Source organism: Psychrobacter vallis (genome assembly GCF_904846715.1).
Lineage (GTDB): Bacteria > Pseudomonadota > Gammaproteobacteria > Pseudomonadales > Moraxellaceae > Psychrobacter > Psychrobacter vallis.
In genome coordinates, this window is the sequence record NZ_CAJHBU010000001.1 from 63,967 (window position 1) to 87,009 (window position 23,043).

Here is a 23,043-nt window from a genome sequence, read left to right on the forward strand (position 1 = left end):
TTTATGTAATCAATCATTTGGTCAATCGGCGTTACTGCCTATCGTGTATTTGGGTTCGCTAGATTCAAGTGGAATACGCTGGGCGCCAGATAGTAGCGCAGCATATACTCACCATTGACCATCATCGGTTATATTCTAAAAAGGACAGGACGTTATGCAATATAAAGCACCCCTACGCGATATCAAATTTGTCATGCATGAGCTTTTGGACAGTACTGCTCATTATCAAACCATGAATGATTACGCTCATGTTGAAGCGGACATCGTAGACAGCTACCTAGAAACGGCTGCAAGCTTTGCTGAAAACGAGCTGTCGCCTCTCAACCAAAGCGGTGACGCTGAGGGCTGTCATTTTAGCAACGGTGAAGTAACCACGCCTAAAGGCTTTAAAGAAGCCTACAAACAGTACTGTGAGCTTGGTTTTACCTCTTTAACCGCCGAAGAGGAGTTTGGTGGTCAAAACATGCCAATGTCACTCAATTCCGCTATTTCCGAAATTATCGGCACGGCCAACTGGTCATTTGGTATGTACCCTGGTCTATCAGAGGGTTGCATGGCAACGCTTGAACATCATGGTACGGATGAACAAAAACAAAAGTATCTGCCAAACTTGATAGCGGGCGACTGGACAGGTGTGATGTGTTTGACCGAGCCGCAGTGTGGTTCTGATCTGAACTTGGTTCGTACCAAAGCTGAACCCAACGATGACGGCACTTATAACATCAAGGGCAGCAAAATTTGGATTTCAGCGGGCGAGCACGATATGTCTGACAATATTATTCATATTGTTTTGGCTCGTCTTCCAAATGCACCTGCTGGTACCAAAGGCTTATCTTTGTTCGTTGTACCTAAATTTATGGTCAATGACGATCAAAGCTTAGGCGCGCGTAATGCTGTCTCTTGTGGCTCCATTGAGCACAAAATGGGTATCAAAGCATCAGCCACTTGTGTCATTAACTACGACGGGGCGACTGGCTTCTTGATCGGTGAAGAAAATCGCGGTCTGAATGTGATGTTCACCTTTATGAATGTGGCACGTATTGGTACAGCGATTCAAGGTGTTACCGCGGCTCAGTTTGCCTTTCAAGGTGGCTTAGCGTTTGCAAAAGATCGCCTAGCATTTCGCTCTTTAGACGGCACTAAAGCGCCTGAAAAACCTGCAGATCCTATCATTGTGCACCCTGCCGTCCGTGATATGTTATTGACGACCAAAGCCTTTGCCGAGGGTGGACGTGCTCTTATCGGTTATATGTCTCAGTTCGCTGATACCGTCGCTAAAGGCGAAGGTGAGGCACAAGAATATGCCAACCAAATGCTGTCTTTACTAACCCCAATTGGTAAAGCATTCTTGACCGAAACTGGACTAGAAGCGGCAGGTCACGGCGTACAGATATTAGGCGGTAGTGGTTTTTGTACGGAGTATGGTTTAGAGCAGAACGTCCGTGATACGACTATTTCTTGTATCTATGAAGGCACCACTCAGATCCAATCGCTAGATTTGATTGGCCGTAAAGTGTTGGGCTCACAAGGTAAATTACTGGTCAACTTTACCAATGTGATTCAGCAGTTCTGTGATGACAATAAAGACAATGAAGCCATGGAGCAGTTTATTACGCCCCTTCTCAACCACATTAAACAATGGGGCGAATTGACCACTGAAATTGGCAAGCAAGCTGCTGAAAATCCAGAAGCCGTTGGCGGTGCAGCCGTTGATTACATGTACTTTAGTGGTTATGTGACCCAAGCTTATTTATGGGCACGTATGGCACTGATCGCTCAAACCGAAATTGCTAAAGGCAACAGCGAACACGCCTTTTATGATGCCAAACTCAAAACGGCACAGTTCTACTTTACCAAGCTATTACCACGTACGACGACTTACGCACAGCGTATCAGCACGGGTGTCGAGCCGTACATGAGCATGGATGTTGAGCAGTTCGCCTTTTAATTAAAAGGTTCAAATTTCTAGCACGATATTTCTGTCGGCAATATACTTCGGTATGTTGCCGATTTGCTTTGTATGGCTACTTATATAATCAGGTCAATATAAAAGAGAGTCAGCGAGACTGGGATAACTTTTTTGTAGCTTCTGATAGCAACGGCTCTGCAATAGCGATTGCTAAGTTTTGGTGTACGCACAATTCACGAAGAAATACACTCGCTCACCCGCTTATTTGTTAAACTTTGGCTATGAATCGCTAAGATTACCTCAAAAAAAACAGTTGATAATCTTAACAACGCCCATTTTATTCAATTAAACCAAAGGAATGTTTATGGCTGTTTATAATGCCCCTCTTAATGACATGCGCTTTATCTTAAATGATGTGTTCAAAGCGCCAGAATTTTGGCAAAGCAACGAAAACTTGGCACATGTCGACATGGAAACGGTCGATATGATTTTGGAAGAAATGGCAAAACTGTCAAAAAACGTTCTTTTACCTATCAACCGCAGTGGCGACGAAGAAGGCGCAACCTTTGAAGGTGATGGCGTCGTCACAACCCCTACTGGCTTTAAAGAAGCCTACAAGCAGTACGCTGAATCAGGCTGGGTCGGTTTAAGTGGTAATGCAGAATACGGTGGCCAAGGTTTTCCAAAAATGGTCACCATGCTGACTGAAGAGATGATCTTTACGGCCAATCAGTCGTTTGCTCTCTACCCTAACCTGACCGTTGGGGCGACACTTTGCCTAAACGCGGCTGGCTCTGAAGAACAGAAACAAACGTATCTAGAAAAAATGTACAACGGCGAGTGGGCTGGTACTATGTGTCTGACAGAGCCACATGCGGGTACTGACCTAGGTATCATTAAAACCAAAGCCGTGCCTAACGATGATGGTAGCTACGATATCTCTGGTACCAAAATCTTTATCACTGGCGGTGAGCACGATTTAACTGAGAACATCATTCACTTGGTATTGGCAAAGACGCCTAATGCACCAGAAGGCTCTAAAGGTATTTCGCTATTTGTAGTACCAAAATTCTTGGTCAATGAAGATGGTAGCTTGGGCGCGCGCAATACCCTAGCAGTTGGTTCAATCGAGCACAAAATGGGTATCAAAGCCTCTGCTACTTGCGTGATGAACTTTGATAGTGCTAAAGGTTGGATGGTAGGCGCAGAAAACACGGGTCTGGCTTCAATGTTCATCATGATGAACTATGAGCGCGTCACTATGGGCTTACAAGGTCTTGGCGGTTCTGAGCTTGCTTATCAAAACGCAGCGCTTTATGCTAACGACCGTGGTCAAGGCCGTAGCGATACACAACTGCAAAGCCCAGAAAAACCCGCTGATGCTATTATTCATCACGCTGATGTGCGCCGTATGCTATTGAATGCTAAAGTCAATACAGAAGCGTCTCGTTGCTTTGCCATGTATGTCGCCAAAAACCTTGACGAAGAGAAATTTAGTACCGATCCTGAGTCAGCACAAGCAGCGGCCGCTCGTGTGGCGCTACTCACGCCCGTTGCCAAAGCTTTTTTGACGGATAAAGCATTAGAAGCCACGGTTGATTGCCAGCAAGTTTTTGGTGGTCATGGCTATATCCGCGAATGGGGTATGGAGCAAATCGTTCGCGATACCCGTATTGCGCAAATTTATGAAGGCACCAATGGTATTCAAGCCCTTGACCTATTAGGTCGTAAAGTGGCTCGTAACAACGGTAAATATGTCACGCATTTCTTGGGCGAGATTCGTGATTTCGTTAGCAATATGCAGGCAGATCATGGTATCAAACAAGCCACGCTAGATGCTGCCGATACGATTGAAACCTTAACCAACACGGTTCTGAGTAATATTGGTGATCGTAAAAATGAGATCAACGGCTGTGCCGTCGATTACATGCATGCTTTCGGCTACCTCGCTTATTCATACATGTTTGCATTAATGGTTGAAGCAGCACATGGTAAAGAAGGTGATTTTTATACCAACAAAGCCAAGCTTGCGGATTATTTCGTCGGTCGTGTCTTGCCACGTATTGATGCTCACGCACAAATGGTTAAAGCTGGTAGTGATCCGATGATGAATTTTGATCTGGACTACTTTGATGTGCCTGCCAGCTAGGCCCTCATCACCATAATATTATAATTACTTTAATGAAAAGGACAGTTACGTAACTGTCCTTTTTTTTGTCAAAATAACTGCTAACAAAATAATTAACTATTGAGGCATGGTTACGATTAAAATAGCACAAAACGAAGTGTTCCTCTGATCAAATTAAAACATTACATATTACCGATTTTTAGCCGTTTTGGTCACTATAACCAATTACACCATGACTATTATTGGGTAATAAAAACGCTTGAAACAACCATAATAAAGGATGCGATGTGTCAGAATTAAAACGCATTTTACAGCAGATTACTGCCCTAAGTGATGTACCCGATGCGGCGGTACTTAAACGCTTAATAGATGAGCTACGAGCGAGTGAAAAGGAGCCTGAATTAGCCAATGAAAACATCCAATCACTGATTGATATCCTGCATCAGCATCCAGAATACGGAGATGGGCTATCTAGCTTTGTCTTAAGACTGATTATCCAATACCGTCAAATCTCTCTTTATACCGATACTGGCATCATGTCGGATCAGGGGTTTTTCATCAGTTTACGCCGTTTGGTTGGTCATCGGTTTTTACCGCTGTTACCTCAAGAAGATTCAGTCGTTGAGCTGGTCGGTTATTTATTTAACAAGCGTTCTGATGAACGCTGGCTTGCCAATATCGAAAAAGAAAAATGGGATGAGCTGGTTGTCTTACTTAAAGTAGATGAAAAGCACTTAGACTTAGTCGCCACTGCCAAAAACAGTATTTTAAACGCTATTATTATTTTATCTTATCGTATCAGCGGTATTGGCTTACATCCCGATTTGATGGAGTCTTATCCCCAAATACTGAATTACTCAGCGTCTTTTGTTGCTCAAAATCAAGAAGCAGTGCTATTTGTCAATCAATATAGACAAGCGCATGAGCTTGATACGTTAACCGATATCACCCCCGAAAATGCAGTTGATCCTGCACCTTTGTTGGTCATGATTGATCAGTGCGAAGACATCGTTGCCACCGTACGCAAACGTATTTATAAAACTGGTATCTCTATTCGTTTAACCAATATGATGCTGCGTTTGGATCAAAGTTTACAACGCATACGTATTCTCACCGAACTGGTGACAGAGAATGATCAAAAGCGTGACAACGCCATAATTGAGCTGATACAAACGCTGATTACCACTGCCAATCGGCGCTATAGCATTATTTATCTAATCGATAACAATACCAAATTGCTCTCCCGTAAAGTTACAGAAAATGCCAGCCGCGTTGGTGAGCATTATATCAGTACTGATAAAGCGGGCTATCGGAAAATGTTTAAAAAAGCCTCGATTGGCGGCTTTGTCATCGCTTTTATGGCCACTACCAAAGTAGTGACATATGAACTGGCCCTTGCACCGATAGGACGAGCGTTTCTTAATAGCATGATTTATGGTTTGGGCTTTGTATTCATTCATGTGATTCGTGGCACAGTGGCGACCAAACAACCAGCTATGACAGCAGCGGCGATTGCCTCTACCATCTCTGAGAGTTCTGGTAAAAAATCCCATCAGTTGAACAAGCTCTCAGAATTGGTCGTTGATATTTTACGTACTCAATTTATTGCCATTATGGGTAACGTCATGATGGCAATCCCTGTTGCTCTTTTGATCTCTTTTGCATGGTTGCAGTATACAGGCACGCCGATGATTGATCCTGACAGAGCCGGACATCTGCTTCATGATCTTGACCCATTTCACTCACTAGCACTTCCCCATGCCGCCATTGCTGGTGTGTATTTGTTTTTGTCTGGTCTGATTGCCGGTTACTATGACAACCTAGCCGTCTATAACCATGTGGGCGCGCGTATTCAGCGTCATAGGCTATTGAAGGCTATATTGCCACCTTCATGGCTCAAGCGTTTGGGCGACTTTGTAGAAGCCAACTTAGGCGCTATCATGGGCAACTTTTTATTCGGGGTTTTTCTAGGAAGTACGGCCACCATTGGCTTCATATTTGGGCTGCCGATTGATATTCGACATATTGCTTTTGCCTCGGCAAACTTAGCACACGGTTTATTCAATCTATCTGCTGACCAAATGAGCTGGAATATTATTTTATTATCCCTGCTTGGCGTGGCTCTGATTGGTATGGTCAACCTGGTCGTTAGCTTCTCACTGGCATTGTTTGTCGCGTTACGCTCTAAAGAAGTGCGTTTCTTCGAATGGGGACGCCTAACAAAGCTCGTGTTTAGTCACATTATTAGCCATCCTTCTGACTTTTTTTGGCCACGTGACAAACCCATGAAGTACGCCCGTATCGATAGCCAAGGACACATGATATTTGATGATACCTCAGCGCAAAAAGGTGGAAAACCCTTACCCAGTAATTACGTGGTAAGGCGCTTGTCTGATGTTAGAATACTGCCTGAATCTAAGCAAGGCGGGCAAACGAGCACCGATATATACTATGACAATCATCCAGAAAAAGACGCTACACAACCTCCGACTTCTTCAGACAAGGTCGTAGACCTTGATGATGGCCTGGTTGATGCAGAATTAAATAGCATGCCTTATACCGATGATATTCAGTATGATAAAGAGACCAAAACGCTGAACACCTTTGACCACGATAATAGTGATATCAATGGTGATGAGCAAAATCCTAGCGTTCCTGATAGCAAAACGACTGGTGATGTCAAAACACCACTGCCAAAACCACCAAAACCACCAAAACTGCCCAATTAAATGGACAGTCTTGGTGGCTTGAGGAGTGGTGTGGTCTCTAAAACCATAAAGATGTGATTGAAGATTCGACCATGGTACTGACAGAGTTACTAGGGCGTGTCCTCATTTCAAAAATGGTGATAAAAATGAAATAAATTGCCGTCAAACAAGGAAAATAGCGCAGATAATATCGAGATATTACCTGCGCTATTTGACGCAGTTTGGCAAAATTTAGCCATTTTTAGTCCATTTAGATGATTATCGATTGAATTGAGGACAGGCCTTAGGGTCGAGTCGAATGTATAAACATGCTCTAGGGCACGCCCTAATACGTCACTTTTTAATTGTTCGTTATGGTTTTGGGCACTGCGCACTTGACGTTATTACTTTACCGTCACTCAATCTGTAAGCCAATAAATAGTTGCCCCAAACACAGCCACCATCAAGCGCACGAGCATAAGGCAAGTCAACCTCGCCTTGCAACGCCGCCCAATGACCAAACAATATCTTACGTGTACGAGGTACTTGCCATTCAAACCAAGGCAAAAACCCCTCCGGCATCGGCTCGTTTAACCCTGCTGTAAAACCAAACTCAAGCGACCCATCCTGTTTGCACAAGCGCATACGCGTAAAATAATTGGCAATCGCACGCATCTTGGTAAAACCATTGATATCCGGATGCCAGTCATCTGCTTTTTTGCTGTATAAATTCGGCAACAACCGATCAAGCTGCACCAAACTGCCTTGTAGCTGCGTTTCTAACTGCTGTGCATAATTCGCGGCTTCCTCAATACTCCAATGCGGTGGAATGCCAGCATGTACCAGCACCGTATGCTCGTCAGGATACGCCAGTATTGGCTGATGTCGTAACCATTCCAGTAACTCATCACCATCATCTGCAACAAAAATCGGTGCGGTCCTATCTTTTTTCTTGATTTTGGTCGCACCGCGCCACACAGCCAATAAATTTAAGTCATGATTACCAAGTACGGTTGCGGCTGCACCTTGCTCACACAAGGCTTTGACATCACGCAACGTATTTAATGAATCCTCGCCACGTGCCACCAAATCACCAGCGAACCATAGCTTGTCTTGATTGGGATCAAAATCCAACGACTTTAGCAACTGGCGATATGCAGCATGACAGCCTTGCAAGTCACCGATGACATACTGATGGCGAAAACTCATAATACCTCAATGGTGTAGATGTAATGATAAGACAAGCAATGTCAAAACCAATAGCTATTAGCTTATGCGCTAGTTGATTCAATCTAAAAAATACCGTAATGCTCGGATAAACTTTCGAACAAAACTGATTACACGTCTAAATGACGCGCATGATTGCTTAAATTCGCAAAATCTTTCACGCTCAATGTCTCAGGACGGGCTTGTGGATCAATACCGCAAGCAGCGAAATCATCCTCGCTAAGCGTCGGTAACAATGTCGATTTTTTAAAAATAGCACGTAGCGTCTTGCGGCGATGATTGAAAGTCTCGCGCACGACGATGGCAAAATAGTCTTCATCTTCTGCCACGACTGGCTTATTGAGATGCGGCGTCAGTCGAAACACAGCGCTGGTCACTTTTGGCGGTGGATTGAAGGCACCGCGAGGTACGGTCAGTAAATAATCTGTGTCACAGTGATATTGCATGATGACAGACAAACGACCATAGGTCTTGCTACCGACATCAGCCGTAATACGTTCAACCACTTCTTTTTGCAACATAAAATGCATGTCTTGAATCACATCGGCATAACTGAGCAAATGAAACAATATTGGCGTAGAGATATTGTAAGGTAGATTGCCTACCACGCGTAGCTTACCGCGCTCTTCGCTATATAGCTCACGATAATCCACATGCATCGCATTGTCTTTGATAATCGTAAAGTTTGGATGACTGTTGGCACCGATACGAATACGCAAACTGTCTGCCAGATCACGATCCAATTCCACCACTGTCATCGCCTCCACTTCTGCCAATAATGGCTCCGTCAGCGCGCCCATACCGGGGCCAATCTCGATTAAATTGTCATCACGCTCTAGACGAATGCTCTCAACAATCTCACGGATAACACTACGGTCATGTAAGAAGTTTTGACCAAAGCGTTTACGCGGTTGGTGTTTGGCAGCTTTTAAGCTGTTAGAAATAGTTTGAGCATCAAACGGAGTTTTGGACATAAAAGAGTCTTAAAGTATCAATGATAAATGGTCGGGAGCACTATGGCATCAAGGCGCTGCTTTTATAAAAGCGAATTATAACACAGCTCATAATTTGGCTGTATTTTGAAATATTATTATCGGTAGAGCACGCATACTTTAGTGCAGTCGATACAATAATTTTTTTCTCAAACCATTTTCTCTAGCGTCTCTATGGTGGCTTTTGAAAGCTTAAAATTTGTTGTTTGACTAGGTTTTCAATTTTTTGCCAATCAGCAAGATTGTAGCGAGAATAATGCGCCTCGATAGATAGGTTCCTCTGTAGTCCTAGATCAAAAAATTGGGTACAAGGTGGTCTTGGCACGTCTCTATTAGAGCACTCTATATGAGTTATGATCTGACCTGTTTTATCTCGCCTAAGAAAGACATCTTTTGCGTATCTGTCCTCACGCCACGGTTTATTAGTAGCTGGGTCGATACCTGGTTGCGCATAAATTTCCAGTCCAAATTGAATCTCGTTAAGCGGCTCATACTGATAGACAGGGTTTACGTCAGTTGCACTAATGGTGCCATAGCCGATACGGTGAACAGGATTAGGAACAGTCACTCTGTCGCCTGAGTGGACGCTGACCGATACCCAAGGATTATCTCCTAAGTTTCTTTTATGGTCTCTACGATAAGCGCTCTTAAGGGCTTTATTAGTCGTATCTAGCATAGTATTGTCGGTATAACGCAGATCAAAACCGAAACTGTTGATTTTTGAGTCATAAGTGCGCATGGGTTTTGGATGCTCACGTTTGTTACCAAACGTAGGGTCGCCGTCATACGCAACAAAATGCACAAGGTTTTTAGGCATATCAACAGGAACACCGCCCAAATCTCCAATATGATTTTTGCGAAGCCCTTCACCACAAAAAGTAATAATAGGCAGGGATAATATTATGGTTATGATTTGGCTTAATTCTTTAATAAACATTGACTAACTCAATAAATTAATATTGACCTCTTCTGTAATATAAGTAGACATTAATTTGGAAGATTATCACTATTGGTACTAAAATTATCAAGTACTATGTAAAAAATACCCATAATGCACCGCCTTATGCAAAAGGTATATCGACAAGCGATCTATCTGCCATCTCATTTGCCATCAATAACGCTTGGTATAAGCTAGTGGCACTAGCGCCGCCACGTCCTGCCAAATCAAGCGCTGTGCCATGATCGACCGACGTACGAATATACGGCAGACCCAGTGTTAGATTAACGGTATCGCCAAAACCGTGTGACTTGAGCACTGGCAGGCCTTGGTCATGATACATGGCAATCACTGCGTCACAGTTTGATAAATGTCTGGAAGTAAACAAAGTATCAGCTGGCATCGCCTCCGATATATCTACACCCACATCGATGAAATCTCGTAAAACTGGATTGATAATCTCAATTTCCTCGACGCCTAAATGCCCGCCCTCGCCTGCATGCGGGTTGAGACCACAGACCAAAATGCGTGGCTGTCTCAAGCCAAACTTCTCACGCATATCATCGACGACGATTTGCACGGTTTGACGCACATTGTCCGCCGTAATAGCAGCAGGAATGTCTTTTAAGGCCAAATGGGTGGTGACAAGCGCGACTTTCATAACTGGATTGGCGAGCATCATGACCACTTTTTCACAACCACTTTGTTGCATAAAGAACTCAGTATGACCGCTAAACATGGTGCCATCTGGCAGTTTAATATCAGCATCTATCAACGCTGATTTTTGTAGTGGTCCCGTGATGATAGCCGCTACTGTTTTGTCGGTTGCCAGCTGATGGGCAATTTCTAGCTGTTTTGCTACCATCGCTGAGTTACTGATATTGATTTGTCCTGAGATTACGGACGCCGCACAAGGTACATTTAACAAAATAAAAGCATGGTTATCGTCAGCGCCTTGCTGTGACAAATGTTCTAAAAAATTATCAGCTTCTATATTTATATCTACTGTTTGCCAAGGTGGACAAACGTTTAACACCTCAGCAGCAATAAGCTCATCTGCACGGGTTTGCATCGCTTTAGCATCAGCGGTAACCCATATTGGACGAGCAAAATCTTGTAACTTACCCTCTGCCGCAAGTATCAGTACAATGTCCATACCAATACCAGCTGGCTCACCCGTCGTGATTAATAGCGGTTGTTTTTTTTGCATAATAGCGACACCTTTATTTTTATGATTTTATTTCATGGTAGATTGACTGTATATGATTTCTCAATCTATAAAAACCTATCGTTCCAAATTTAGTTTTTCAGTGCATCTAAAAAAAGCACATAATATGTTAAACTTTCGCCTTTGATTGTAGCATTTACTGATACACCCTGAGACCCCGTTTTATACTGCTCTCGTAGAGTCGTAATAATGAAGGGCGTTGATTGTGCGATACCATTCCTAAAATACCTGTGTACAGCAAGTAACTTTTTATACTTTATACTGACTTTTGACTCACTAGGCACTCATGGCAGATACCGACAAAACTGACGACTTACTCAATCAAACACCGCCGCACAATATCGATATCGAAAAGGCATTGCTGGCGTCTTTGATGAGTATTGAAGAGGCGTACGACAAGATTGCAGACATCGTCACCAAAGACGATTTTTATGCAGGACGTCACCAGTACATCTTCGATGCCATTGCGCATTTGGCGGCGGTCAATGAGCCTTATGATACCGTCATGGTTCATGACTGGTTGGAAGCGCAAAAACTGCTGAAAGGCGCAGGCGGTGACAGTTATTTGGCGGATATTTTGAGCCAAAGTCCTGCAACCTTATTTAACCTCACCGCTTATGCGCAGCGTGTCCGTGAGCTATCAACCTTGCGTCAGCTGATTACCACTGGCAATGAGATGCTATCGCTTGCCTACAATCCAAAAGACCAGACGGTCAGCGACATTTTAGACAGCGTTGAAGGCAAGATATTCAGTATCAATGAGCAGCACAATAAACGCGCAGAGCAGCGTGGCCCTGTTGGTATTACCTCGGTATTGACCAATGTGATTGATAAAATCCAAGAGCTAAAATCCAATCCCGATGGCATGATTGGTTTACAAACGCCCTTTGCTGAGCTGAATAACAAAACTCAAGGTCTACAAGCAGGCGATTTAATCATCGTGGCCGCCCGTCCTTCTATGGGTAAAACCACCTTTGCCATGAACTTGGCAGAAGGCGTGTTGTTTAATGAAGACTTGCCAGTGGTGGTATTTTCGATGGAAATGCCAGCAGAGTCCATTGTCATGCGTTTGCTATCTTCATGGGGCGCGATTAATCAAACGCATTTGCGTTCTGGACAAATGAACGAAGATGAATGGGCAAAAATGATGAACGCCATTCAACACTTGCAGTCTAAGCACTTATATATCGATGACAGTACTGCCCTGCCTCCGTCTGAGATGCGCTCACGCTGTCGCCGTATCGCCAAAAACCACGATGGTCGTCTAGGTGCAATCATAGTCGATTATCTACAGTTGATGAAAGTACCGAACCTAGATGGCAACCGTGTCGGAGAAATTTCTGAGATTTCTCGTAGTTTAAAAGCGCTGGCGCGTGAGCTTGAATGTCCAGTCATTGCCTTATCGCAGCTGAACCGCAGTCTAGAGAATCGTCCTAATAAGCGCCCGATCATGTCGGATTTGCGTGAATCTGGGGCGATTGAGCAGGATGCCGATTTGATTATGTTCATCTATCGTGATGAGGTTTATAATGAGAACTCAGACCACAAAGGCGTGGCCGAAATCATCATTGGTAAACAGCGTAACGGCCCTATCGGTACCATACGTTTGGGTTTTGAAGGGCAATATACTCGCTTTATCAACCTAACGCCAGAATACTATCAAGGCGTCAGTTTTGAGAATGATGAGTAATACGCTCTAATACATACCTAGCCAAAAGCAACGCTCATATCTGAGCCGAGCCAAGAATACTGATAAGAAAATTTTTTATAAAAACAGCCAGTGGTACATCAGCGTGATTGATGTACCACTGGCTTTATGCTTTCATACTATCATTCCATAGCTCTGCTAATTTCGACATTTTGCTAATAAAGAAGGCGATTATGCGTACCCTTACTATCAAACCAACAGCCATCACTCACAACCTTAATCAAGTTAAAAAAATGGCACCACAGGCCAAAGTCCTTGCCATGGTAAAGTCCAACGCTTATGGTCATGGGGTCGCGGCGGTATTGCCTGCATTGCAACAAGCCGATGGTATCGGCGTTGCTACCTTTATAGAAGCACTAGAAGCCAGACAATTGGGCTGGAAAAAAACCATTGGTTTGGTAGAAGGCGCATTTACCGCTGATGAATGGCAACAAGCCATCGAACACGATGTCAGCTGTGTGATACATCATGAGCCGCAGTTAGAGTGGGCACTAGACAATATACCACCAGCTAATAGTGCGACCCGTGTGGTTTGGCTAAAATACAATACAGGTATGAATCGCCTAGGCTTTAACGCCGAAGGTGTTATGACAGCAGCCAAGCGTCTACACGAGGCAGGATATCAGCTGATACTAGCGACGCATTTTGCCAATGCTGATAACCGCACGCATCCGTTAAATGCCAAGCAAATACAGCGATTCACGGACGTGTTAACCATTTTGCGAGAAACCATTAGCGCTGATATTCAAGGGTCATTGTGCAACTCTGCTGGCACTGTTAATTTCTCAGAGCATCATCATGAATGGGTACGTCCCGGTATTATTCTGTATGGTAGCTCACCGGTCATTGATAAAAGCGCGCATGAGTTAGACTTGCAACCAGCAATGAATTTTAGCGCACAGATTATCGCATTACAGACGGTCAGCGCCAATGACTCGATAGGTTATGGTAGTCGCTGGACAGCACAGCAAGATACCAAAACGGCTTTAGTGAGCGTGGGCTACGGAGATGGCTACCCACGCGTGGTCACTGGCGATGCTTACGTCACTGTCATCGATACTGACAGCAATCAAGGCTACCGTTGTTCTGTAATTGGACGCGTGGCAATGGACATGGTGGTCATTGATGTCAGCACTGTACCAGAGGACGTAGTCTTATTAGATAGTAAGGTAATGTTATGGGGTGATGCCCCGCACATTGATGAGGTGGCCGTACATGCCGACACCATTAGCTATGAGTTATTGTGTCGCCTGACCATGCGCCCAAAACGCATACAAGCATAATCTTTGTCAGATACAGAGAAATCACTACTTGCGTAACTGACTGACCAATCTTATAAATTGGACATTTACATTGGAAGTAATTGCGCTATACTAAAAGTTTGTTGTCACCCCAGTATGCGCACTAATGCGATGCTATTGAAGAATGATAACGTTTCACTGACTGCGATTGACTGCTAGGATTACTATGAGTTTGCGCCATTTTTTGACCTTATCTGATTTAACCAAACAAGAACTAGAAACTCTGATCAAACGTGCCAGCGAATTGCGCAAGATGCAACATGCGGGCGAGATATATCAGCCCTTTGTTGGCCGTACGCTTGGTATGATTTTTGAAAAATCCTCTACCCGCACGCGTATTTCTTTTGAAACTGGCATGGGTCAATTTGGCGGTAGTGCTATCTTTTTATCGCCAAATGATACTCAGCTTGGACGCGGCGAACCGTTAGAAGATTCAGCTCGTGTGATCTCCAGTATGGTTGATATCATCATGATTCGTACCTTTGGTCACGAAAAAGTCGAGACCTTTGCCAAATATTCCAGCGTGCCTATTATCAACGCGCTGACAGATGAATTTCATCCTTGCCAGCTACTTGCTGATATGCAGACTTATTATGAGCATCGCGGTAGTATCGAAAACAAAATCGTGACATGGGTCGGTGACGGCAACAACATGTGCTCATCCTTTATGCAGGCGGCCCATCAGTTTGGTTTCGAGCTACGTGTGGCCGCGCCTTATGGTTTTGAGCCAGACCCAAAGCTGATGGAACGTTTCTCTCATTGCGTCAGCTTGGTCGAAAACGTCCAAGATGCGGCAAAAGACGCCCATTTAATTGTCACCGATGTGTGGGCAAGTATGGGGCAAGAGTCTGAACAAAATACCCGCGCTCGCCGTTTTGCTCCTTATCAAGTAACGCCTTCATTATTGGACAAAGCCGATCCTGAAGTGGTGTTTATGCACTGTCTGCCTGCGCATCGCGGTGAAGAGATCTCACATGACATGTTGGATGATCCACGTTCAGTGGTGTGGGATGAAGCAGAAAACCGCCTACATGCGCAAAAAGCCTTGATGGAGTTTTTGTTAAAAGATAAAATTAAGCTACCAGCTTAACCGAGTAACTGTTATCAATTCGTTTTGAAAAGAAGAAAGCGCTACTGGTATGCTTATCTTTAAACGAGAAGTTTCGCAGCCTCTGTCATGCTTGCGAACAGCAAGCAAGAAAAATTTTACCAGTAGTGCGTTACTGAATTTATCTTGTCTGCTTTAAAATTGCGATCTGAAAATAGTGTTGTAAAAACAAACAGCAGCAAATAAAAAAAGGCAGATCACATATAATGTGGTCTGCCTTTTTTGTGTTTATCCAACCGTTAGCCATCGATTAACGGAGCAATGTCTCTACCCCGTTACTACTGGCTTTGAGCAATACATCCGCTTGATTGGCAGCAAAAATACCATTACAGACTACGCCTACGATATTGTTGAGTGTTTTTTCAAGCGCTACTGGATCACTGACATCCAAATCATACGTATCAAGAATCACATTACCATAATCCGTGACAAAGTCTTCACGGTAAACTGGCTCGCCGCCCAATTGCGCCAATTGCCGCGCCACATAAGAGCGCGCCTGTGGTAACACCTCAATCGGCACTGGAAAAGAACGACCTAATATCTCGACACTTTTACTGGCATCCACCATACACACGAACTTATTTGATGCGGCCGCCACGATTTTTTCACGAGTGAGTGCACCGCCGCCGCCCTTTATCAATTGCAGATGCGCATTGACTTCATCAGCGCCATCGATATAAACATCCAGCGTACCTGCAAAGTTCAAATCGACTATCTCAATACCCAGTGCCCGCAATCTATCTTCTGTCACCTGTGAGCTTGCAACTGCGCCAGCAAGCTTGAGTGTCGGCAACAACTCGATCAAACAGTTGACCGTACTACCCGTCCCTACGCCAAGTATCATATCATCTTCGATATAGTTTAACGCGGCTTTGGCGGCGGCTTGCTTTTGGGCTTGCTGATCACTCATCATAAATCCTTGGTAAAATAAACGTATCGTCTTAAAAGAAGTAAAAGGCTAAAAGAAGTAAAATGCGCGGCTATTATAACCGATGACTTCACCGGATGTCAGCGTAATCCCTATTCTAATAGTTAGCCATCCTATCAATTTTTTAAAGTCCAGATAGATACGGCAGCCAAAATACTAAGGCGAGCAGTGTGGCGAGCAATACTGGTGGCGTAATGAGTAACCCAATTTTCATATACTGCCCCCAGCTGATTTTGTAGTCCTTTTCGGCCAATACATGCAGCCATAATAAGGTCGCAAGACTACCGATAGGCGTAAACTTTGGCCCCAAATCATTACCAATCACATTGGCATAAATCATCAGCTCTCTAGTCGCGTCGGGCACCTGTGCGCTATCGATGGCGAGTGCCCCTACCAACGTCGACGGCATATTATTCATAACAGACGCCACGATAGCAGACAAAAACCCTGTACCTAACGTTGCAATAACAATGCCCTGCTGTCCCAGCCAATTCAAGACTTGTGCGCCATACTCGGTCAGGCCAGCATTGCCCAAACCATAAACAACCAAATACATACCGATGGAAAACAAGACAATTTGCCAAGGTGCGGTACGTACCACATCAATTACAGAGACAACAGCACCGCGTCCGCCTTGCCACCAGCGACCAGCGATTGCCATGAGCAGCAACGCCGCAGCGCCAGTGACCAAAGAAATAGGAATACCTAATGACTCAGTGGAAAAATAAGCAATAAGCAATAAGCCCAATAACGGAAACGCCGCCTTAAAAACCAACGGGTCTTCGATAGCAGATGATGGCGTACTCAAATTATCCATTGAATACTGTTTTGGAATGTGGCGGGCATATACCACCCACAACACTGCCAACGTCGCGATAACAGAGACGATATTAACGGGCACCATAACCGCTGCATAACGCCCAAAGCCAATATCAAAATAGTTGGCACTGACGATATTCACCAAGTTCGACGTCACCAATGGCAGACTCGCGGTATCAGCAATGAAACCAGTGGCTATGATAAAAGCCAGCGCAGAGGGTGGTGAGAACTTAAGACGTAGCAAGATAGCAATGACAATGGGCGTCAGTAATAAGGCTGCGCCATCATTGGCAAAAAATGCCGAGATAAACGCCCCCAAAATCACAATCATAGGAAACAGTAAGCGCCCTTGCCCATTACCCAGTCTCGCCACATGCAAGGCTGACCACCCAAAAAACCCTGCTCTGTCCAAAATGAGTGAGATGATGATAAGTCCCACAAAGGTAAAGGTCGCGTCCCAAACAATATCCCAAACGACACCAATATCAGACCATTGCACCACACCAAAAGCCAAAGCAACCAATGCCCCGCCAAGTGCGCTCCAGCCAATTCCCAATCCTTTCGGCTGCCATATCACCAAAACCAACGTTACAATAAAAATAATAAATGCAAGCATTGAACACCTTTATTTGAGCAGACTCAATCTAGTCTGGCCAATCTTAACCTTCAAATGTGGCAAGGAGACTAAATCGATTTTTGATTGACGCGGTGCGAGAGTGCTTCGGCGCTTTCTACGCGTTCTGAATAACGGTCAGTCAGATAGGCAGAGCGCCCACGCGTGAGCCATGTGAACTTTACTAGCTCTTCACAGACATCAACAATACGCAGATATAAAGGAGACATATCCATACGATTGTCGTCGTTAAACTCTAAAAAAGCCTTTGGAATAGACGATTGATTGGGTATGGTAATCATGCGCATCCAACGCCCGAGAATACGCAACTGATTGACCGTATTAAAGCTCTGACTGCCGCCACTAACTTGCATCACAGCGAGCGTTTTACCTTGCGTTGGACGCACACCACCAAGTGACAAGGGTATCCAGTCAATTTGTGCTTTCATGATACTGGTCATACTGCCATGACGTTCTGGACTGACCCAAAGCATGCCCTCTGACCACTGCGCCAATTCTCGCAACTCTTGCACTTTAGGATGCTCGGCGTCTGCATCGTCAGGCAGCGGCAAACCTGAGGGATCAAATATTTTTACCTCGCAGCCATACCAACGTAGTAAACGACTGGCCTCTTGGGCCGCCAGTTTAGAAAAAGAGCGCGTACGCAAAGAACCGTACAAAACCAATATCTTGGGTGGATGACGCGGATCACTTACACCAATTAAGGATTCAATATCAATCGGTTGTATGTGATTTGGGTCAATATTGGGTAAATCATTAAAATTTATACTTTCTAACGCTACTGATTCCAAGTCAGTCAATCCAAGGTTTGCTTTTGCTATTTGATCTTTAGGGTTTGGCATGATGAATAACCTCTCCATCTTCTTTCGTAAAGCTGCTTACAGGGTTTTCTAATAACTCAAACACACGCTCTGAGGGACGGCATAATGCTGCGCCTTTGTCAGTGAGTACAATAGGACGGTTGATTAAAATCGGATGTGCAATCATCGCGTCAATGATTTGATCATCAGAAATATTGGAATCATCCAAACCCAGTTCATCATTGATCGGCTCTTTGCTGCGTAACAGCGCTCTTGGTGAGATTGCCATTTTTGCCAATAGCTCAACCAAGTACTCACGAGCTGGTGGGGTTTTAAGATATTCCACCACTTCTGGGTGCTCACCTGACGCTTTCATGATGGCTAAGGTATTACGAGAGGTACCGCAGTTAGGATTGTGAAAAATCAATGGTTTCATCATGACCTCTTTATTTTATGGATTTCGTTTGGTTTATACATTTCGTCTGTTTGATAAATATAGTTATTGGGCATGAAATTTATTTTAGTTATGTTGACCTAACTATATTGCAATTGGATGACGTGCTTTCGCATCCACTCAAACTGTCAAGCAACGACGCACGCAATTCTGGGTGTCCTGCACAGCAATCTTGTAATAAAAACTGAACCACAGCTTCCATATGGGATAGCGAGGCGCGATAGATTATCTGCCGACTGTGCCTTTTTGAGACCACCCACCCTGCTCGTGCCAACACAGACAAATGCGCTGACATCGTGTTGTGCGGCACGGACAGTTGACGCGCTATTTCACCCGCAGGCAGGCCATCAGGTTCTTGATTGACCAGCAACCGAAAGGCTTTTAGACGAGTATCTTGAGAGAGCGCAGCAAAGCTTGCGATAGCAGTAGTTATTTCCATATGTCCAATAATACAGACATATGGAAATAACTCAAGATTTTTAGACAAAACTTTTATAAGAAATTTAGCACATTTTCAATTATATAGTCGATTCTAAATAAAACAGATATATTATATTCCAACGCTGAACTGGTATAAATTTTCCTTGCTTGCTGTGCCTTCGCAGACAGAGGCTGCGAAAAATTCATACCAGTCCCGCTGACTCATTTTTATACTGAACTCACTATAGTCAGTTCAAAATAAAAGAACGTCAGCAGTAATACCGCTCATCAAACCATCAAATCACTATAAAAACTGCAATTGCATCTTGCAAGACAAGCAAAATCAGCATAGGCTAATCTATTTCATTTTTTACATTTAACTATACTTTTTAAATTCATCTACATTTTGTTTAGGAATTACTATGCTGTCACATTGGGTACGAGCCATTTTGCAAGCCACCGTCTATGACGTTGCTATTCAAACACCACTTGAAGCGGCACCCAAGTTGACCCAACGTTTTGCCAATGACATTCGCTTCAAACGTGAAGACTTACAACCCGTCAAATCCTTTAAGTTGCGCGGTGCTTATAACCGTATTAGCCAATTGAGCGATGAGCAAAAAGCACGTGGGGTGATTTGTGCCTCAGCTGGCAATCACGCGCAAGGCGTCGCTTACTCTGCCCGCAAATTATCACTCAATAATATCATTGTCATGCCAACCACCACACCTGACATCAAAGTAGATGCGGTTAGAGCCCTTGGTGGTAACGTCGATTTGCATGGTGATAGCTTTGACCAAGCCAATCGCTATGCCATCGACCGCGCTGAGCGCGAAGGCTTGACCTTCATTCCGCCTTATGATGACGAATTGGTCATTGCGGGACAAGGTACTATTGGTCTAGAGCTAACCCAGCAATGGCGTAACATGGACTATGTTTTTGTTGCAGTTGGCGGCGGTGGTCTCATCTCTGGTGTCGCAGCATTTTTGGGGGAAGTTGCCCCGCATGTCAAAGTCATTGCTGTAGAAGCAGACCAATCTGCCTGCTTAAAAGCGGCGCTTGAAGCAGGTGAGCGCGTCAAGCTTGAGCAAGTCGGACTGTTCGTTGATGGTGTGGCAGTGGCACAGATTGGCGATCTGCCTTTTGACGTGGTACGTATGCAAAAAAGCGATCACTCAGGCCCTGTGGTCGAGCCTGACGTCATTACTTGTACCAATGATGAAGTTTGTGCCGCCGTCAAAGACATCTTTGAAGAAAACCGTAGTATCGTCGAACCTGCGGGTGCCTTGTCAGTGGCTGGCATGAAAAAATATATCAAGGCGCACAATCTGCAAGGCAAAAACTGCGTCGGCATCATTTGTGGTGCCAATATGAACTTCGACCGTTTGCGTTATATCGCAGAGCGTACCGAAATTGGTGAGAAAAAAGAAGCGATCTTTGGGGTGACAATCCCTGAACAGACGGGTGCTTTTTTAAACTTCTGCCGTAGCTTACATGGCCGCAACATCACGGAATTTAACTACCGCGCTGATAGCAAAAAATCTCCTGACTCTATGGAGCCGGCGGCCATCTTCGTCGGTATTGCCTTAAAAGAAGGTGAAAAAGAGCGACAAACCATCAGCCAACAGTTAGCAGCCGACGGTTATGAAGCCCATGATCTCACCGATGATGACATCGCAAAATCGCATATTCGTCATTTGATTGGTGGTCATGCTCATATCGAAAATGAGCAATTATTGAAAGTCGTTTTTCCAGAACGCCCAGGTGCTTTATTAACTTTCTTAGAAAAACTGGGTGACGACTTTAATATCACCTTGTTCCATTATCGCAATCATGGCGCTGCTGAAGGTCGCGTGTTGGTAGGCTTGCAGGCCTCTGAAGGCAATTCTCGTCAATTACAAGACGCGCTACTCGATATTGGCTATGACTGCACCATGCTCAATGACAATATTGGCTATCAGTTGTTTTTGAAATAGGCCGCGCAAGTATAAATTATCATTAGTAGCAGTTTTTTAATCAATTAAACAACTGCTACTAATGAATTGATGACAACGGTGCGCTTTCGGCACTTATGGGCTTTCAGCATTTACCAACAGGCACTGATCAGTTATGAAAAACACATTGATTATCATAATGTTGCTAGTTTTAGTATTTGTAGGGTATAAGGTGCTTCAACCTGACAGCTCAACAAATAATGCTACCATTAATGTTGCGACTGATAACTCAACTGTTTCTGACTTCACGTCTATTGACGTTGATAATATACCACCAACATACGTTGACGTTGATTCCAATCTAGAGACAGCATCAACCTCGGTGGTAAAACCAGTAATAAGTACACAGCCAGCCGCGCCAAGCTTTGTCTGTGATGGCAGACAGCATTGCTCACAAATGACTTCTTGTGCAGAAGCCACTTATTTTAGCAACCACTGTCCTAATACCAAAATGGACGGCAACCACGACGGTGTGCCTTGTGAACAGCAGTGGTGTAACTAAACCACAATCATAAAATCTATTTGCAAATATTAAATATGCCCTAATATTATTTATTATAAAAACGAATGCAGAGTGACTCTTATGAAAAACAATATTGATGATAACAATCAAGCGTTAGCTAAAATTCGTCTTGATAAATGGCTGTGGGCAGCGCGTTTTTACCGGACGCGCACCCTTGCCAAGCAAGCCATCGAAAGTGGACGGGTACATTATGGTGGTAGCCGTGTCAAAACCAGCAAAGAGATTTCAGTCGGTGATGAGCTGACCATTCGCCAAGGCTCAGCCACCGCAATGACGGAAAAAACAGTCGTCGTCGAAGCACTAACTGCCCAACGTGGTAATGCTGACGCTGCCCAAGTGTTGTATTCAGAGACCAAGGAGAGCGAAGTGCGCCGCGCTTATTATGCCGAGCAGCGCAAACTTGCCAATCTTGCCCGCCCTGACAATAAGCCCAATAAAAAAGAACGCCGCGATTTTCAACGTTTTAAGAGTAACCAAGAGTAGCAAGAGAGACAAGTGCACGTACGATGCCTTGTAGACTGAGCGAGTTTGCCACAGCCAATCTTATTTTTTGGTATTAGCCATCAAATGACCATATTGTTCAGCCTATGCCCTTGCCATTCAAGGCGTTAACCGTTACTCTGCCATCTGATTTATTCAATCGATTGCATGCGGATAGAAGCCACACCACGCTGGTTTTTTATGGCATGTTTTTTTGTTATAAAAGGTCATGTTATGCTGATGAAAACCTGTACGCCATCGTCTGTATTATTGGTTTGTTTAGGCAATATTTGCCGATCGCCCACTGCTGAGGAAGTATTCCGTCAACAAGCAGCGATTGCTGGATTATCCATTAAAGTAGATTCAGCAGGGACAAGTGACTGGCACGTTGGGCGCGCACCTGATGATCGCTCGCAGCGTCATGCAAAATCGCACGGTTATCAAATCAATAAGCTGGTCGCACGACAAGTAAATGCCGATGACTTTCGTAATTTTGATCTCATTTTGGCAATGGATTCGCAGAATCTAGCTGACTTACAAGCCATCAAAGACAGCTTGGCAGACACAGAAGACCATTTGGCAAAACTGGCTTTGTTTAGTGAAGAAGATCCAACCTATGGCGGGGACGATGTGCCAGATCCCTATAAAGGTGATAGCGACGATTTTGAAGAAGTGATTGAGCGTATTGAGTCGAGCGCACAAGCTTGGATTGAAAGCTGGAAAGCGTGCTAATGATATAATCTATCTTTTTGCTACTTTTATATTT

Annotated in this window: 19 protein-coding genes; 10 read left to right on the forward strand and 9 right to left on the reverse strand. The window is 44.3% G+C overall.

The window, feature by feature from the left end; genetic code table 11:
* The first annotated feature begins 154 nt into the window (after positions 1–154).
* The 3 genes from JMY02_RS00275 (at position 155) to JMY02_RS00285 (ending at position 6,766) form a co-directional block, all read left to right on the forward strand.
* Positions 155–1,948, forward strand: a complete 1,794-nt coding sequence (locus tag JMY02_RS00275) for an acyl-CoA dehydrogenase C-terminal domain-containing protein (RefSeq protein ID WP_201594033.1) — start codon at positions 155–157, stop codon at positions 1,946–1,948.
* A 325-nt stretch (positions 1,949–2,273) separates the two neighbouring features.
* Positions 2,274–4,058, forward strand: coding sequence for an acyl-CoA dehydrogenase C-terminal domain-containing protein (locus JMY02_RS00280; protein ID WP_201594035.1), 1,785 nt, complete (start codon positions 2,274–2,276; stop codon positions 4,056–4,058).
* A gap of 266 nt (positions 4,059–4,324) precedes the next feature.
* The gene (locus JMY02_RS00285) at positions 4,325–6,766 is read left to right on the forward strand and encodes a site-specific recombinase (RefSeq protein ID WP_201594037.1); all 2,442 of its coding nucleotides are present in this window, start codon (positions 4,325–4,327) and stop codon (positions 6,764–6,766) included.
* A 330-nt stretch (positions 6,767–7,096) separates the two neighbouring features.
* On the opposite strand, the gene JMY02_RS00290 is transcribed toward JMY02_RS00285, so the two are convergent.
* From JMY02_RS00290 to pdxA, 4 genes are all read right to left on the reverse strand, one after another.
* Positions 7,097–7,933 (reverse strand): symmetrical bis(5'-nucleosyl)-tetraphosphatase, encoded by an 837-nt coding sequence (locus JMY02_RS00290; RefSeq protein ID WP_201594039.1) that lies wholly within the window; start codon positions 7,931–7,933, stop codon positions 7,097–7,099.
* A gap of 128 nt (positions 7,934–8,061) precedes the next feature.
* Positions 8,062–8,925, reverse strand: coding sequence for a 16S rRNA (adenine(1518)-N(6)/adenine(1519)-N(6))-dimethyltransferase RsmA (rsmA, locus tag JMY02_RS00295; protein ID WP_201594041.1), 864 nt, complete (start codon positions 8,923–8,925; stop codon positions 8,062–8,064).
* A gap of 190 nt (positions 8,926–9,115) precedes the next feature.
* Positions 9,116–9,880 carry a hypothetical protein gene (locus JMY02_RS00300; protein ID WP_227678342.1) on the reverse strand — a complete coding sequence of 255 codons (765 nt, stop codon included), beginning with the start codon at positions 9,878–9,880 and terminating at the stop codon, positions 9,116–9,118.
* 124 nt (positions 9,881–10,004) lie between these two features.
* Positions 10,005–11,090 (reverse strand): 4-hydroxythreonine-4-phosphate dehydrogenase PdxA, encoded by a 1,086-nt coding sequence (gene pdxA / locus JMY02_RS00305; RefSeq protein WP_201594043.1) that lies wholly within the window; start codon positions 11,088–11,090, stop codon positions 10,005–10,007.
* Between the two features lie 304 nt (positions 11,091–11,394).
* On the opposite strand from pdxA, the gene dnaB reads away from it, so the two are divergent.
* From dnaB to argF, 3 genes are all read left to right on the forward strand, one after another.
* Positions 11,395–12,798: a replicative DNA helicase gene (gene dnaB, locus JMY02_RS00310; protein WP_201594045.1), complete on the forward strand. Its 1,404-nt coding sequence runs from the start codon at positions 11,395–11,397 to the stop codon at positions 12,796–12,798.
* 191 nt (positions 12,799–12,989) lie between these two features.
* On the forward strand, positions 12,990–14,099 hold the full coding sequence (gene alr / locus JMY02_RS00315; protein WP_201594047.1) for an alanine racemase: 1,110 nt from the start codon (positions 12,990–12,992) through the stop codon (positions 14,097–14,099).
* A gap of 184 nt (positions 14,100–14,283) precedes the next feature.
* Positions 14,284–15,207, forward strand: coding sequence for an ornithine carbamoyltransferase (gene argF / locus JMY02_RS00320; RefSeq protein WP_201594049.1), 924 nt, complete (start codon positions 14,284–14,286; stop codon positions 15,205–15,207).
* A 268-nt stretch (positions 15,208–15,475) separates the two neighbouring features.
* Here argF and rpiA read toward each other — a convergent pair whose 3' ends face one another.
* The 5 genes from rpiA to JMY02_RS00345 form a co-directional block, all read right to left on the reverse strand.
* Positions 15,476–16,135 carry a ribose-5-phosphate isomerase RpiA gene (gene rpiA / locus JMY02_RS00325; protein WP_201594409.1) on the reverse strand — a complete coding sequence of 220 codons (660 nt, stop codon included), beginning with the start codon at positions 16,133–16,135 and terminating at the stop codon, positions 15,476–15,478.
* A 142-nt stretch (positions 16,136–16,277) separates the two neighbouring features.
* Positions 16,278–17,588: an arsenic transporter gene (locus JMY02_RS00330; RefSeq protein WP_201594051.1), complete on the reverse strand. Its 1,311-nt coding sequence runs from the start codon at positions 17,586–17,588 to the stop codon at positions 16,278–16,280.
* 68 nt (positions 17,589–17,656) lie between these two features.
* Positions 17,657–18,448 carry an arsenical resistance protein ArsH gene (arsH, locus tag JMY02_RS00335; protein WP_227678343.1) on the reverse strand — a complete coding sequence of 264 codons (792 nt, stop codon included), beginning with the start codon at positions 18,446–18,448 and terminating at the stop codon, positions 17,657–17,659.
* On the reverse strand, positions 18,435–18,842 hold the full coding sequence (arsC, locus tag JMY02_RS00340) for an arsenate reductase (glutaredoxin) (RefSeq protein WP_201594413.1): 408 nt from the start codon (positions 18,840–18,842) through the stop codon (positions 18,435–18,437). The genes arsH and arsC overlap by 14 nt, the downstream gene beginning before the upstream one ends.
* Before the next feature lie 88 nt (positions 18,843–18,930).
* Positions 18,931–19,299 carry an ArsR/SmtB family transcription factor gene (locus tag JMY02_RS00345; RefSeq protein WP_201594053.1) on the reverse strand — a complete coding sequence of 123 codons (369 nt, stop codon included), beginning with the start codon at positions 19,297–19,299 and terminating at the stop codon, positions 18,931–18,933.
* 403 nt (positions 19,300–19,702) lie between these two features.
* Between JMY02_RS00345 and ilvA the strand changes: the two genes are divergently transcribed.
* From ilvA to JMY02_RS00365, 4 genes are all read left to right on the forward strand, one after another.
* Positions 19,703–21,256 carry a threonine ammonia-lyase, biosynthetic gene (gene ilvA / locus JMY02_RS00350; RefSeq protein ID WP_201594055.1) on the forward strand — a complete coding sequence of 518 codons (1,554 nt, stop codon included), beginning with the start codon at positions 19,703–19,705 and terminating at the stop codon, positions 21,254–21,256.
* A gap of 190 nt (positions 21,257–21,446) precedes the next feature.
* Entirely contained in the window at positions 21,447–21,776 is a 330-nt protein-coding gene (locus JMY02_RS13680; protein ID WP_265087928.1) for an excalibur calcium-binding domain-containing protein, read from the forward strand.
* Between the two features lie 81 nt (positions 21,777–21,857).
* On the forward strand, positions 21,858–22,280 hold the full coding sequence (locus JMY02_RS00360) for an RNA-binding S4 domain-containing protein (RefSeq protein ID WP_201594059.1): 423 nt from the start codon (positions 21,858–21,860) through the stop codon (positions 22,278–22,280).
* 231 nt (positions 22,281–22,511) lie between these two features.
* Entirely contained in the window at positions 22,512–23,009 is a 498-nt protein-coding gene (locus tag JMY02_RS00365) for a low molecular weight protein-tyrosine-phosphatase (RefSeq protein ID WP_201594061.1), read from the forward strand.
* Positions 23,010–23,043 lie beyond the last annotated feature (34 nt).

Coding starts and splice junctions, on each gene's coding strand:
- JMY02_RS00345 (WP_201594053.1), bottom strand. CDS start 19,299: ATGGAAATAACTACTGCTATCGCAAGCTTTGCTGCGCTCTCTCAAGAT.
- JMY02_RS00365 (WP_201594061.1), top strand. CDS start 22,512: ATGCTGATGAAAACCTGTACGCCATCGTCTGTATTATTGGTTTGTTTA.
- rpiA (WP_201594409.1), bottom strand. CDS start 16,135: ATGAGTGATCAGCAAGCCCAAAAGCAAGCCGCCGCCAAAGCCGCGTTA.
- arsC (WP_201594413.1), bottom strand. CDS start 18,842: ATGAAACCATTGATTTTTCACAATCCTAACTGCGGTACCTCTCGTAAT.
- JMY02_RS00300 (WP_227678342.1), bottom strand. CDS start 9,880: ATGTTTATTAAAGAATTAAGCCAAATCATAACCATAATATTATCCCTG.
- pdxA (WP_201594043.1), bottom strand. CDS start 11,090: ATGCAAAAAAAACAACCGCTATTAATCACGACGGGTGAGCCAGCTGGT.
- alr (WP_201594047.1), top strand. CDS start 12,990: ATGCGTACCCTTACTATCAAACCAACAGCCATCACTCACAACCTTAAT.
- JMY02_RS00280 (WP_201594035.1), top strand. CDS start 2,274: ATGGCTGTTTATAATGCCCCTCTTAATGACATGCGCTTTATCTTAAAT.
- JMY02_RS00360 (WP_201594059.1), top strand. CDS start 21,858: ATGAAAAACAATATTGATGATAACAATCAAGCGTTAGCTAAAATTCGT.
- JMY02_RS00330 (WP_201594051.1), bottom strand. CDS start 17,588: ATGCTTGCATTTATTATTTTTATTGTAACGTTGGTTTTGGTGATATGG.
- JMY02_RS00275 (WP_201594033.1), top strand. CDS start 155: ATGCAATATAAAGCACCCCTACGCGATATCAAATTTGTCATGCATGAG.
- dnaB (WP_201594045.1), top strand. CDS start 11,395: ATGGCAGATACCGACAAAACTGACGACTTACTCAATCAAACACCGCCG.
- argF (WP_201594049.1), top strand. CDS start 14,284: ATGAGTTTGCGCCATTTTTTGACCTTATCTGATTTAACCAAACAAGAA.
- rsmA (WP_201594041.1), bottom strand. CDS start 8,925: ATGTCCAAAACTCCGTTTGATGCTCAAACTATTTCTAACAGCTTAAAA.
- ilvA (WP_201594055.1), top strand. CDS start 19,703: ATGCTGTCACATTGGGTACGAGCCATTTTGCAAGCCACCGTCTATGAC.
- arsH (WP_227678343.1), bottom strand. CDS start 18,448: ATGCCAAACCCTAAAGATCAAATAGCAAAAGCAAACCTTGGATTGACT.
- JMY02_RS00290 (WP_201594039.1), bottom strand. CDS start 7,933: ATGAGTTTTCGCCATCAGTATGTCATCGGTGACTTGCAAGGCTGTCAT.